Annotated in this window: 12 protein-coding genes and 2 pseudogenes; 7 read left to right on the top strand and 7 right to left on the bottom strand. The window is 48.4% G+C overall.

What is annotated here, in order from left to right; translation table 11 throughout:
- Positions 1 to 1,296 precede the first annotated feature (1,296 nt).
- Together ACN28R_RS21870 and ACN28R_RS21865 are read left to right on the top strand one after the other, a co-directional pair.
- A complete protein-coding gene (locus ACN28R_RS21870) occupies positions 1,297 to 1,740 on the top strand; it encodes a CesT family type III secretion system chaperone (protein ID WP_095835451.1) in 444 nt (147 codons plus the stop codon).
- A gap of 16 nt (positions 1,741 to 1,756) precedes the next feature.
- Complete coding sequence (locus ACN28R_RS21865; protein ID WP_095835450.1) at positions 1,757 to 3,862, top strand: hypothetical protein; 2,106 nt, start codon at positions 1,757 to 1,759, stop codon at positions 3,860 to 3,862.
- Between the two features lie 187 nt (positions 3,863 to 4,049).
- Here ACN28R_RS21865 and ACN28R_RS21860 read toward each other — a convergent pair whose 3' ends face one another.
- A complete protein-coding gene (locus tag ACN28R_RS21860) occupies positions 4,050 to 4,271 on the bottom strand; it encodes a hypothetical protein (protein ID WP_048637315.1) in 222 nt (73 codons plus the stop codon).
- A gap of 561 nt (positions 4,272 to 4,832) precedes the next feature.
- Here ACN28R_RS21860 and ACN28R_RS21855 point away from each other — a divergent pair.
- The 3 genes from ACN28R_RS21855 (at position 4,833) to ACN28R_RS21845 (ending at position 6,312) form a co-directional block, all read left to right on the top strand.
- Complete coding sequence (locus ACN28R_RS21855) at positions 4,833 to 5,087, top strand: ribbon-helix-helix domain-containing protein (RefSeq protein ID WP_048637314.1); 255 nt, start codon at positions 4,833 to 4,835, stop codon at positions 5,085 to 5,087.
- A 4-nt stretch (positions 5,088 to 5,091) separates the two neighbouring features.
- Positions 5,092 to 5,406, top strand: a complete 315-nt coding sequence (locus tag ACN28R_RS21850; RefSeq protein ID WP_048637313.1) for a type II toxin-antitoxin system RelE/ParE family toxin — start codon at positions 5,092 to 5,094, stop codon at positions 5,404 to 5,406.
- Between the two features lie 354 nt (positions 5,407 to 5,760).
- Positions 5,761 to 6,312: a hypothetical protein gene (locus tag ACN28R_RS21845; RefSeq protein ID WP_145957986.1), complete on the top strand. Its 552-nt coding sequence runs from the start codon at positions 5,761 to 5,763 to the stop codon at positions 6,310 to 6,312.
- Between the two features lie 78 nt (positions 6,313 to 6,390).
- Here ACN28R_RS21845 and ACN28R_RS21840 read toward each other — a convergent pair.
- A pseudogene (locus ACN28R_RS21840) lies at positions 6,391 to 7,506 on the bottom strand (IS110 family RNA-guided transposase); the annotation flags it as partial.
- A gap of 59 nt (positions 7,507 to 7,565) precedes the next feature.
- Here ACN28R_RS21840 and ACN28R_RS21835 point away from each other — a divergent pair.
- A pseudogene (locus ACN28R_RS21835) lies at positions 7,566 to 7,954 on the top strand (transposase); the annotation flags it as partial.
- Between the two features lie 347 nt (positions 7,955 to 8,301).
- Positions 8,302 to 9,177 (top strand): LysR substrate-binding domain-containing protein, encoded by an 876-nt coding sequence (locus ACN28R_RS21830; RefSeq protein WP_095835448.1) that lies wholly within the window; start codon positions 8,302 to 8,304, stop codon positions 9,175 to 9,177.
- A 156-nt stretch (positions 9,178 to 9,333) separates the two neighbouring features.
- On the opposite strand, the gene ACN28R_RS21825 is transcribed toward ACN28R_RS21830, so the two are convergent.
- Genes ACN28R_RS21825 through ACN28R_RS21805 form a run of 5 tightly spaced genes read right to left on the bottom strand, consistent with a single transcriptional unit; the run spans position 9,334 to position 13,007 of the window.
- Positions 9,334 to 10,395 carry an isocitrate/isopropylmalate dehydrogenase family protein gene (locus ACN28R_RS21825; RefSeq protein WP_048637310.1) on the bottom strand — a complete coding sequence of 354 codons (1,062 nt, stop codon included), beginning with the start codon at positions 10,393 to 10,395 and terminating at the stop codon, positions 9,334 to 9,336.
- Between the two features lie 15 nt (positions 10,396 to 10,410).
- The gene (locus ACN28R_RS21820; protein ID WP_048639779.1) at positions 10,411 to 11,346 is read right to left on the bottom strand and encodes an isocitrate lyase/phosphoenolpyruvate mutase family protein; all 936 of its coding nucleotides are present in this window, start codon (positions 11,344 to 11,346) and stop codon (positions 10,411 to 10,413) included.
- Positions 11,343 to 11,867: a LeuD/DmdB family oxidoreductase small subunit gene (locus tag ACN28R_RS21815; protein ID WP_095835447.1), complete on the bottom strand. Its 525-nt coding sequence runs from the start codon at positions 11,865 to 11,867 to the stop codon at positions 11,343 to 11,345. The genes ACN28R_RS21820 and ACN28R_RS21815 overlap by 4 nt, the downstream gene beginning before the upstream one ends.
- Positions 11,864 to 12,064, bottom strand: coding sequence for an aconitase family protein (locus ACN28R_RS21810; protein WP_121514255.1), 201 nt, complete (start codon positions 12,062 to 12,064; stop codon positions 11,864 to 11,866). Before ACN28R_RS21810 ends, ACN28R_RS21815 begins: the two co-directional genes overlap by 4 nt.
- Positions 12,036 to 13,007: an IS110 family RNA-guided transposase gene (locus tag ACN28R_RS21805; protein WP_095835446.1), complete on the bottom strand. Its 972-nt coding sequence runs from the start codon at positions 13,005 to 13,007 to the stop codon at positions 12,036 to 12,038. Before ACN28R_RS21805 ends, ACN28R_RS21810 begins: the two co-directional genes overlap by 29 nt.
- Between the last annotated feature and the right edge of the window lie 142 nt (positions 13,008 to 13,149).

Below are 13,149 nucleotides of genomic sequence, written 5' to 3'. Positions count from 1 at the left end.
TTAGCACAAACAAGGCGAGATGCAAGGCGAAGCAAAAAAAATTTTTACTTAAGGAAAGCAGGAAAAACATCGCCACTAATAAATTTAGTTTGATATCAGTAAGAAATGGGTTAAAAGATCCTAGTAAAAATCCAAAATCATTAGGTTGCTAATCTAAGTTTGTAAAACCGGGGTTTCAAAAATATTATCGAAAAAAGTTCTAAAGGAAGCAGCAGATGAGTGATGCCCGACGACTGGCGGCGGCGAAGCGGTTCCTCTACCCGGACACCGTGTTTTACGTTGAGATGGGGCTGGACTGGAAGTGGAGCCCACAGCAGATTAGCGCGGTCTGTATGAGTCAGCCTTTATTCAAGCTTTTCTTACCCACTCGCCGACCGTCACCGCAGAAGAGCTTCAAGCGCTGACAATGCTGCCACTGGCGCGCCACATTTTTTAAGCACCCAATCCATCAGCGAACATAGACAACGGCGGCATTGCTGCATCGCTGTGAAGCATGTCTTGGCGCCTGATCTGGTTAGTCAACGGATGACTTATGATATGTCGTTACCTTATTTTCCCTTTTTTATCTCTGATGCCATTGGCCGTGAAAGCGGTCAGCGTTGAAGTGGGATTCTGACGACGGTCCTTATTTCACGGTTTGCCTTTATTTAGAGCATGGCTCACTGAAGCCGAAATAGAGCGGAGTTCATTTTATGAAATATAATTTCAGCCAAAATTATTGTTGTGATTAGTAATTTCCTTAAAGATATTTTGCTAGTCAATGTACCTCATCCAATATATTTCAAACGGCAAGAAGGCGATAAGCGAGGGAAGTCAACACACTGCAATTGGCAATGTAACAATAATTCTAAATTATTTTACCAAATATAATACCGACACAAATAATACCGCATTAAACCATTTAATGGTCCTCGCTATTATTTTCTATTTGATCGACAAGCCATTAGCGACATTCATCAACCAATAACAACAAAATAAAAAAACCATAACTAACTTGCCGAACTGGGTGGCTTCACCAACCGGACGCTGGCGTGCGCGAACTCACTTTATCCCTTTACCGATATGCTGCCGCGAAGAAGGCGTTGTCACAAATAATTTTTATTATTAATGGAACTCACTTTTGTTTCACAACGACACAATGATCGGCGAAAGATAAACGCTTGGCCCTTTCAGGTCTTCTCTTTTGATCGTGAACCAAGGGTTTCAGTATCTACGCCCTAAACAATTCGCACCGCCGCCTTGCTGCAACTTGCAGTATGACGGTTTCCTTAGCATGCATTACAGGAAGATATAAAGATGAGTCTGGAAGCCTATCGGGCCTTGATAGATGATTTCTGCGACCTTGCAGAGATTCCCCGCTGCGGCGTGTTGTACGAACGACCCCATTTCGAGATCGATGGTATCGATTTTTCCTTACCTTATGTCGCGCAGCCAGAGCCAGGCCACATAGCGATCCACGCCGATCTGGGTCCACTGCACGATGAGTATTCGGCACAGCAGTCCATCGCGCTGCTAGACATGAATTTTCACCTTTTCAACGCGCCTTACGGCGCGGTGTTGGCCCGCAATCCCAAGACCGAAAACATTCTGCTCATGGGCGCCGCCAGCCTTGGGCAAGCCTCCGCAGCCACGCTGTTGTCCGTGCTTTCCGCCTGCGCCGCCTTCGCTCACCAATGGCGCGAGTCCATCGCCACAGGTTCCGCCCTTGCGCCCATCGCCACCACGCATGGTCAATCCTAACGAGAGGAGCAATGACATGCGTATTAATGATATACAGCCTCATCCGCTCACCCTGGGTGACTTCCCCGCTCGGCCAAAAGCGTCCGACATTGCGTCGACATCAACGGTCAGTATCCGACTATCCAGTAATCCTCCGCTGCTGAGCAAGCAGCTTGAACGCGCTGCGTCCTTCAACGCGCCGCAACATCAGCCATTGAAATTGCCGGAGCGCCATCAGGAACTCTTTGATAATTACCGGCTGGATCTGATGGAGCGCGGCAGCGCAGACATGCCCCGGATTGACGGCGCGCTTCCCCGCCTACTAGGGGGGATGCTGGAAGCCAACCCCGGTGCACGCTTCGATGATGTGGCTGCTTATCTGCCGGGAATATCGCCGCCGCCGCGGCTGACCGATCCCAGCGTTGCCGACCGGCTTAACGAAATTGCGGCACGCAGTGAACCGCATTCTCCCCCGGATGTGCGGGAAACCGCCCAGATTTTCGCTGAATATGCAGGAAAGTTGGGCGACTACCTGGAACATGCTCATCTACTGCACGATACCGCGTTGCGCGAACAGAACCTTAGCCAGATGGATCGCGCCGATGTCCGCCGCAGCCAGACGGCTCTGGCGTCAGCGGCGCGAGAAGCGCTCAAGAGCGTTCCCGACGCACTTGAAACAAGCCAGAACAAGGTTAAGGCCAATCTGGCGCTGCTTGAACATGAGCTTACCGAGACGGCGCCTTCGGATGACCGTATTAAGACCATTCAAACGGAAATGAAAGCTCATGAGCAGACTCTGGCGTTCCTGCAAGGCGTAAAGATTGACTATCAGGGGCATTCCAAGGTTAAGCACCTCGCGACTATACAAGCTCACCTCAATCTGGAAGATGTTCAGGAGCGCTTGTCCAAACCGCTGGAAGCGACTGAAAAAGGTAAGGTCATTATGGGGTCGGCTATCGTTCAGGGCGTTCAGACATTCCTGCATCTGGGGGAAGCGCGATCCTGGATGAACGTCGCCGCTAGCACCCAGATTACCCGAAACGACGCGCTAGGTTATCTGGGGAGAGCAGCGATGGCCGGCAGCGTCACCGGGTTCGCCCACGAAGCCATCGGCGGACTGATGAAACCGATTCTGGAAAACGGTCTACAGGCGTTGGGGGTTCCTGGACTTAAACCCGTCAAGGCCGATACCATCGTCCCCAAACCCCTGCGCTCAGCGGTAGGCAAGTACGGCGAGGTGGTGAAAAAATCGGCACGCACTCTGACGGAGGAAGCGACCCAGGCGGATCGGGAACGTTTACGGGTAAGCAACAAACAATTACGCAGCGATACCGTTTTGGCATTAGGGGATTCGATGGCCTTTATCCCGCGTAGCGCTGTTCAGGTGCTGCGTCAAAGCCTTAACGATGCCGGCGTCGCGGATCTTAAGACGCCGCATATTCTCTCAGGATTCGGCGCTCTGGGTTCCGGTGCGGCAGGCGCGATCAAATCAGTAGTGCAACTTCATACGTCTTACACCGATCCTCAGGGACGTAAATTCGCCATCTTCGAGCCGCAGAAAACACCCCAGACGAGCATCGGCGACAAGATCAAGCAGAACCTGGACATCAGGCAAGATAGAGTGCGCAGCAATTTCTACAGCAAAATGGCGTCGGCGGTGCAGGGGTCGCTCCTAGGTGACCTGACGCCTAAAACCAATAGTTCGACATCACTCAGCAGCGGGCAACGTGCCACAAACGCTTTGCTCGGAATGAGCTCGCCAATTACCTATCTTTCCTCCATTTACAGCAATCAAGCCGTTTCTACGGAAATTAAGGCGCGCAAAGGGAAAATCGAACCGGGGGATCGCCTTGCCAACGCGGCGTTCAACATCGCGGCCCAGCACCGGACTCAGCTTCCGCGTGCGACCGGCGTGGACAGCTACCTGCGCCCGTTAGAGAATACCTATCACACGCTGCGGGGGGTGTTACAGGTCGCGCCCCAGGCCACCACCGAGATGATGAGTCTGTTGGATCGCGGGGTGACAGAAGGCGTACGTCGAATCGCCGCGGCTATAACGGACGACAAAGCGACGCCAAACGGAACCGGAGACGATCCGCCGGCATCGTCCGCCAGTGCCGGGGAGGCAGCCCCTCGCCCATAGCCGGGCAATGCGTCAACTCCCGAGATGTCGATGAAATACATTTTTATCGACATATCAGAAGGCCCCTTATTGCCTTGCCCCGGCCTACGCCGTTGGTTCGGAAAACAAACAGGTGGCCTTCTGGGGGTCAAGCCACGCGGCGAGCTGGCAACGACACTAACCCGATTTCCTCTCAGAACAAGTGAATTTACTGTAGCCAAAAAGCGACAAAGAGAAGGCTGATTATGGATGACCTGACATGAACGCTGAACCAGTTTTGCCGATGCAACCGGGACGGCAGCCATACCACGCAGGCAGACAGAAAACGGTCGCTGACGCTGATGGCCCACCAGCTGCGCGAAGCCGGTTTCAGGGTATAGGCTTTGCCGGTGGTGCGGGCCTGCCGGGCGACGGCATCGGTTAACGCCATAGGGTATGCCTCCTTCAAGGTTGAAGAGAGGTGTACCGCGCACAGGGAAGCGACTCAGCAAACAATCCGCATCCGTAACGCACCCGATTTTCGTGTACTAATTTGTGTACTACTTCGGCGTGGTTGACGGTGGTTTTCAGTGGATTTCGCCGGATGCGCAACAGAGCGATTACCTTGTTGAATCATAGACCTACAGACATCAGTGGACATCTATAGAGAAGAAATTGGAGCGGGAAACGAGATAAGCGCTGAGTCGCCAAGTCTTAGTTGATTAACGCTAATTCGATACAGTCAGTATCAGTTAGGCCTTGAAATTAGCCTTGTTTTGGGGACTGGTCAAGTTAACGAGTTAACAGCGCCTTTAGGCAGCCATCAAAGCTCAATCGCCCTTCCCGATTAATATTATCTCCTCGCCAAACACAATACACCAATGTTTCATAACCATATGAAAATATGAGTTTTTATTCATATAATTTACACCTCATAACTTATGGTCCTACGTTGTTTTTGTATTATTTTTTGCTTATATTCAATACGTGATTCATCAATGAGGTACACACCATGTCCCGAACCACGACAATGACCGTTCGCCTCAAAGGGCCGCTGAGCGACTTCGTGGCCGCCAACGTAGGCGAAAACGGCGCTTACGACAACGTCAGCGAGTACATCCGGGATCTGATCCGCCGGGACAAAGAGCGGGTAGAGGCGGAAGCATTCGCACGACTCAAGGCCGAACTGACTAATGCCTTTGCTGCACCAGAATCTTCATACGTCTCCCTGACCGCCGCAGATATCATCGCACGCAACAAGGCCTGACCCTATGGCTAATGTCCGCATACAGGAGGCCGCCTCTTATCGCCTTGACGAGATCTACCGCTACACGCGCGAGCGATGGGGTACAGAGCAAGCGGATAGCTACATTACCGGCATGTTTCAGGCATTTACCAGGATAGAAACCCACGAGGTCGTTTCACGGCCAGTGCCCGCCGAATTTGGGGTAGAAGGTTTCTTCTTTCGCTACGAGCGACATGTTGTCTACTGGCGCAGACTATCAAACGGTGACATCGGTATCGTGACGATCCTGCATGAGCGGATGCATCAGATTGATCGGTTTCGAGAAGATTTTGGCATTTGATGGCGGCTTAGGCGTGGTAATTAAAGTACGACAAAATCGCTTGGTGTTAACATTAAGTGGTGTGCTGGCTCATACTTAATCTTACATATTGTTATTCTGAGGCTAATTATATCTGACCGTCAGTTTAGTGCCAAGAGTGGGTGTTGCATGAGTTTCCACTCGTGCACATAAAGACAATGGGATGAAAGAATATAGCTTTCAAACAAGTCATTAATTAAGTAGTGTACATAATGTCAATTTTTTCTTAATAGAGGTTATTACATAGTAAATAAATCATCGGAAGTAGAATGGTGGGAAAAAACAGTTGAATATAATTTTGTTTTAGCTGCAAAAGACGATTTTGGGTTGGATTTGTTGGCACCTTTCGATGGAAACGCTGAGTCAGTTGGCGATGCGATAGTTGGTAATAACAGTCATTTTTTTATAATTGAATTTAAAAGGACTCTGTCAAAATTCTCTTCTGAATACGTTAAATACAAAAATGGAAAGGAGGGATACGAGGCGGCTAAATCTTCATTAGTCGACAAAGAAGGTTTTAAATATCATTATGCTATTGGAGGTGAGTATGACAAGATTGCGAAAAAATTAACAATAAATATCAGGAAGTATTTCGATATTCATAACGAAATCAAATTAAATCCGTGCGAGATTTTTTCGGATGGCATGTCAGCTGATGAATTAAATGAATACACAGAACTGTTTACAAAATGTAAAAAAAGTGGCGATGATGCGGATAACAGTGATAGCGCCGGTAGTGGTGGACTGAACCATTCATTTGTATTAGCAGTAGATATAAACAAAAAAACTGCAATAATACCGATAGATTATTATATCAAACATAAACTTGAGAATAAAAATGTAAAAGAACATAAAATTGAGAATAAAAGGAACTTCCGACCTAAATAAATATAACCTCCACAATGTTTTAGTTTACTTACTGGCATTTTATGTCCGCTTCACGCCCTGAGTCATTCAACAAGCTTTTTATGGCTTCAGTAAGGGTGAACTTCGTTCTTTGAGAGCCAGTAAATATTTTGCTTCGTCGTAACAGGTTCTGTTCTTCCAGCAGCTATAAATTATCCGGATCCATTTGAACGCCAGTGCCCGGATCGCAGACTGGTGAGATTTACCCTTCTCTCTGAGGCTCTGATAATACAGTTTGGCACAGTATGATGAGTTAACCGTCTTGGAAGCCCATTCAACAAAGGTCTGCCTGACGAACTTAGCGCATTGCCATCGCCAGTGAACCCAGGATTTCTGGCCACTTCGTTCTGTTACCTGTGCTATACCTGCGTAGTTTTGAATTTCTTCTGCGCTATTAAAACGGTCACGGTTATCGCCAAGTGCAGCAAGCATACGTGGGCCCATACACGGCCCCATGCCCGGAAGTGATTTAAACAGCCCTGCATCTGGCAATGTATCAAACAGCGTTTCGATTCGTTCGTCATAGGTTTTGATGATTTCACTCACGACTTTAATTTGTGTCGCCAGTGCTGTTGCCATCAAAGCATTAGCCCCTATAACACTCGGGTCTGTGGTCAACGGGATCGCATTATCGATACTCGCAACACGTTGCTCGGTAAGGACTGTTGCGCGGCCACCTTGGCATTAAGAAAGTTGCGAATAGTGTCGCGCCTGGCGCGTTTCAGTTGTTGCAGACTGGGCCATCTTATAATCAGTTCACACAACAGTAAGCTACCCCGGTGTGAGAACCACTCCAGAAGTTGAGGATAATATTGTTTGAGAGTGTTGATTAGCCTGTTCACAAAACGACTTTTGTCTTCAATCAGTTGTCGACGCTGTTCAACTAGCTGTTGAAGTAATCTAATATCCGCATTGTCGGGTTCAATGACTTTGATCTTTTTGGGATAACGTAACATCAGTTCCAGCGCCAGTTCTGCATCCTGCGGGTCGTCTTTTGTCCCACTAGGCCAGAAGGTCTGCCTGTAGCGGGCAAGCGATAACGCATGAACAGGAAAAACAGTGATAAACGGGTATTTTTGTAGCGCGAAAACCACTGGGCTTTTTTTAAGTTCAATGGCGACTGCGATCTTGCCTTTCACTTTTTTTGTGCAACGCTTTCAGCCAGGTATCAAGTGATCCTACCCACGAATAGTGGACACGCTGTTAAGCGAGTGAAATCGTTAACAGGGTGAACCATGACGCAAGCAAAATCTGTGAAGAAGACATCCCGTAATCAATATATCCTGGAGTTTCGCCAGCAGGCGCTGCCGCTGGCTGAGCGTATCGGCGTGGCTAAAGCCCCCCGTGAGCTCAGCCTGGATGACTCTCAACTCTACGCCTGGCGCAGTAAACAACGTCAGCAGGGCTCCGCTTCTGAGCGTGAGCAGCAACTGGCCGCGGAAAATGTCCGTTTTAAACGTCAGCTCGCCGGGCGGGATGAGGAGCTGGCTATCCTCCAAAAGGCGGCCACGTACTTCGCGAAACGCCTGAGGTGAAGTACGGTTTTATGCAACAGCATCAGGAGGAGCTCCCAGTGAAAAGCCTGGCCCGGGTACTGTGCGTCTTGCGCAGCGGCTGGTATAGGTGACTGAAACGCCGGCAGAAGCCTTCAGTGCGACAGTTTCATTAAGAAAAATTATACATCAATTTGAATGGTTTTGTGATAAGTGTCGCATAGTTAAAAATTTATATATTTAACAAAATAGTAAAATTAATTCACTCAGGTTAAGGTCGCATTAACCTGTGGCTGTTACTGGATATATGTTATCGAGCAGCTTTGTCAGGGTTAAATTAAGCTTTCATAGTCCAATAGCAATATAGATTGCAGTGGTTTTGAAATTTACTTAATTAAAATTAATGGGTTGTTTTGTGGCCGCGGCCTTTGAATATTAGAAATAAGACATTCGAAACACATCGGTGAGGGAAATCACAATGTATCGACGTCTTCATTCGTTAAATGCTCTCCGTGCTTTTGAGGCGGCCGGCCGTCTTGGCCTTATGAAACTTGCTGCAGAAGAACTGCATGTAACACATAGTGCGATAAGTCGCCATATTCAACATCTGGAATCGGTTTTAGGCGTTCGTCTTTTTGAAGGGAGTAAAAACGCACCAAAATTAACTGAATCCGGGCGCAGGCTTTTGCCTGAACTAACAACGGCTTTCGACCAGATGGACAGGGCGGTGCGCTCAGTCGCCAAAAATGCAGATAATGCAGAAGGGGCTTTGGATATTTCTTGCCTTGGTACGTTGACGATGCGATGGCTGATACCGCGCCTTCATCGCTTCAGGACTGATCATCCTACGGTTGATGTCCGCTTAAGTACTTCTGATTCGCCAGTGGATTTTTTACGCGATAATTTCGATGTTGCTATACGCGTTGGGAAGGAACCCTGGCCTGAAGATGCGGACGTGATTCCGTTATTTCCTGAAAAATTTGGTCCGGTTCATGCACCCTCAATAAATTTAGGCATTGGAGAAACACCGAACCCTGTCCTGTTACATACCTTCACCAGACTGAGCGCGTGGGCAGACTGGAGCGAGCGTTCAGGGGTGAGCCTGGATGCTCAAGGTACCATGGAATACGAGCATTTCTATTTTATGTTGGAGGCTGCTGTTGCAGGACTGGGAGTATGCATTGCGCCCTGGCCACTGGTTTCTGACGATATTGCAATGGGTAGACTCGTCGCACCATTCGGTTTTATTGAAAGCGACCAGACATACGTTGCCCTACGTCGTCAACGAAAAAATCGCAATGCATCTTTATTTTGCAATTGGCTTCAGCAAGCAGCGGGTGAGTTTGTATCGTAATGTCATACTTTGGGAAAGATTTTTGCAGCAATCCTGACTAAGAAAAAAACATACCTTTCAAAGGTAACAAACTGTTCCAAACTATATCTCTACTCCTTATGCAAACAGAAAAAGTTCAGAAAATTCAATACACTCGGCAAAAGGGCATTGTTTGCATTATTCGGCCAGATAGTTTTGAATCACAGCTCCGGCAAACTCAAATGTATTTAATTGACCTCCCTGGTCTGCTGTACAATTTGCTGGATTACCCAATGTTTTATCAACAGCATGTACCATACCAGTTGCCGCTCGATGAAGATCATCACGCTTAGAACGAACTGACAGCCATTCAAGCAACATGGCAACTGAAAGGATTAGTCCTGATGGATTTGCTATATTACGCCCAGCTAAATCTGGTGCGGAACCGTGGGCCGCTTGTGCCATTGCTCTCTCTACTCCTATATTTAGCGATGGAGCCATGCCTAAGCCCCCAGCTAATTCTGCCGCCTCATTAGACAATATATCGCCAAACATGTTGGTCATCAGTAATACGTCAAATTTCGATGGATCTCGGACTAAAAGCGCAGCAACAGCATCTACTAATAGTTCCGTAACTTTTACCTTCGGGAAATCCTTTGCCGTTTCACGGACAATATCCAGGAATAAGCCATCAGATAGCTTAAGAACGTTGGCTTTGTGTACGACCGTGAGTTCCCTGTTGCGTGCGGATGCTAACTGGAACGCTTCAACTGCGATTTTGCGAGAAGCTTGAGCACTGACTTTCCGTAGCGCAAACGCGGTCGACGGATCAGGCATGAATTCGCCAGTTCCTGCATACATGGTTCTGCAAGCATAAAAACCTTCCGTGTTCTCGCGTACAATTATCAGGTCGATTGCAGATTTATTTTCATAAGATCTACGCAATCGACAGGGGCGAATATTCGCATAGAGATTGAGAACAGTTCGAAACTCTGCTGAAATATTGATACCCCCTTTTTCCCTTGGGGGATATTGGAACGTAGAGAGTGGAGCAAGAACTATTCCATCAGCTTTTCCCGCAGCTTCAGAAACTTCCAGCGGGAGCGTTTTTCCTAGTCGTTGCAAAGTTGACAGGCCTGCATCGCGAGATTCGATATTAAGTCGAAGATTTTCTTCAGTGTTAACACGTTCTAATATTGATAGCGCCGCAGAAGAAATTTCTGGTCCTATCCCATCCCCTCTGAGAAAAAGAATATCCATAGTTATTCCCCCTGATTATTCATCCGGCTCTGGTTTCAAGTCACGCTTAAGGGCTGCATCATATCCCACGCTGTGGAAGATATCCTTGACCGGTGTTATGAGGCTATCAACCTCCATAGACCGGTCGTTATCGAGAATCGCCTGGCACACCCGCTGCATGGCGAAATGTGCAGCACGAAGCATATGATTGGCATGTATAACAATGTTTGCTCCGCGGCTCTGCAGTTCATGAGCATGAACGCCATTGTAGGTAGTGGGTACACAAATGACTGGTTGCATGTGACCAGCGGATCTGAATCGGGCAAGAAATTCAAAGATGGTCTCTGGAGAGGGATCTTTGGAGTGAATCATCACGCCATGGGCACCGTTCTCCAGATATATTTCAGCTCTGGTTAGAGCATCACTCACACTTTCTCCTGCTATCAAACTTTCCAAGCGAGCAAAGATCATAAAATTGCCCGACAGCAGAACATCCCTGCCGCGTCTGATTTTCCGTCCGAAGATCGTAGGGTCTTCAAGGGCATGTGCGGATTCCAATGACAAACTATTTCGCTTAGGATGTTGTTTGTCTTCAATGACTACTGCACTTACTCCCATGTCTTCAAGGCGTGTACACATATACTCGAATGCGGTTGCCTCTCCGCCGGTGTCACCGTCGACGATCAGTGGATTTGAGGTTACGTGTAGAATTTCGTCGATGAGCTCGATCCGGCGTTCTAATGCATACAGCTCCATGTCTGGCAATCCCCTCACTGCTGAACTTGTTAGGCTTGATAGCCAGAGAGCGTCGAATTGTGATCCCTCTGATTCTCGGCCAGATATCGTTTCGCTGCATACGAGAGCGGAGAGACCACTATGAGCTTCAATAGCGCGGACTAATTTGCCTGATGCTAACAGGTCATACAGCCGTCCACGCCGCGTTTCGGGAAGAATTCGATTAGTTATACTCATTGGGGGGTTCCTCCTTCATTAAGGGAACTTTGCGACGCAAGTTGCCTCGAAATCATGGCTAGCAGCCCGCCTTGCTTCACCATTTCGAGCATCCTGTTCGGGGGAGGTGCAAAGCGTGTTAATCCGAAGTCGCCGCGCAATTCACCAGAGTCAAGGTCAATGCTGATTTGATCGCCTTCTGTAATGGGAAGACGCGCAATTTCAATAGCTACCAGCCCCAAATTCCATGCATTTCGGAAGAATATTCTGCCGAATCTAGGAGCAATCACCGTATGAATACCCGCTGAAATAAGAGAACTGACAGCCTGTTCCCTAGAACTTCCTATCCCGAAGGTATCGGTGCTGCAAATGACATCACCAGGCGCAAATGTATCTGCAAGTCCAGGGAATATATTCTCGAAAACGTGCTTTGCTAGTTCATCTGTGTCCGTATACATATGTTTATAACGCCCCGGAATAATGTCATCGGTTGAAATAATGCGAGACATGGTCCGTACACACAGCTTGTGATATTCATTCATATCGATAGCTCCTCCGACAAGGGCAATTCCCCCCGGATGGCTGTATGAGCGGCCACCAAAGGGGAAGCCAAATAAATCTCGGCTTCTGCGTTTCCCATGCGACCAAGGAAATTACGATTCATGGTAGAAAGTACCCGGTCACCTGAGCAACTGTCTTGAACGTAAAAATTATGGAGCAACGTGATGATACGACTCATCCCATTCTTCGTTCTTTCTGAGCATCGCGTTCAGGATAGTCAGCAGCTTGCGCATACAGGCAACCAGTGCCACTTTTTTAGCTTTTCCTGCTGCAAGCAGACGCATGTAAAAGGCCTTTATCACCGGGTTGAAGCAGGTCGCTACAAGTGCAGCCATATACAAAGCTGTGCGAACCCCGGCCCGTCCACCAAAGATGGTTCGTCGGCCTCGTAGAGTTCCAGAGTCACGGTTAACTGGTGCCACGCCGACAAGCGCGCTGATTTTACGCCGTGAAAGTTTCCCAAGTTCGGGAACCTCCGCCAGCAGGGCTGCGACAGTCATCAGGCCTACCCCTTGAATAGTGCAGAGTTTGTCGGCGAGTTCTTTAAAGTGTTCCCGGATGTGTCTGTCCATATCTTTGTCAATGCGCGCTAACTCATCTTTCAGTGCTCTGACGATGATATTGATACTCTCTCTGCTCTGCGGGTGCGACAGAGGCAGGCGGTTACGCTCAGCGACAAGCATCGTAATCAACTGGCGTCTGCGCACTACCATAGCGATAAGCTCCTGACGCTTTGCATCTGGGATGGCGCGAATAAAACGCTTCCGTTCCGGATGACGGTGAATCACTTCAGCCATTTGGGCTAGCGCCTTGGCATCAATACGGTCAGTCTTGGCCAGATAGCCCATTGCACGGGCAAAGTCGCGAGCCTGTCTGGGATTGATGACAACCACATCAAGACCTTTGTCTTGAAGAGAACAGGCAATGGCTGCTTCCAGTCCTCCGGTGGCTTCCATCAGGACTAAAGCAACAGAGTGCTCTTTCAATCTGGCAAAGATTGCGTCAAAGCCATCAACATCATTACTGGTGGTGAATTGTTCAATGTCTTCTTTGTTGGCAGCGACATCGAGAGAGGCTTTGGAAACATCGATTCCCACACAAATTGGATTCGGCAAACTCATAATTACCCATCCTTGCAAATACGTTATGACATACGGACAACTGTTCGGGTTTCAGATGAGCGGCTCAGTGTAGCGCCGGTTGCTCAGGTACGGGCTTTAAACCCCGGGCAGGGTCAGGCCGCATACACTGCGCCAAATTTAT

This window comes from Brenneria goodwinii, assembly GCF_002291445.1.
Taxonomy (GTDB): Bacteria; Pseudomonadota; Gammaproteobacteria; order Enterobacterales; family Enterobacteriaceae; genus Brenneria; species Brenneria goodwinii.
The sequence above is the reverse complement of the archived record's forward strand: the minus strand, read 5'-3'. Positions and strand labels throughout refer to the sequence as shown.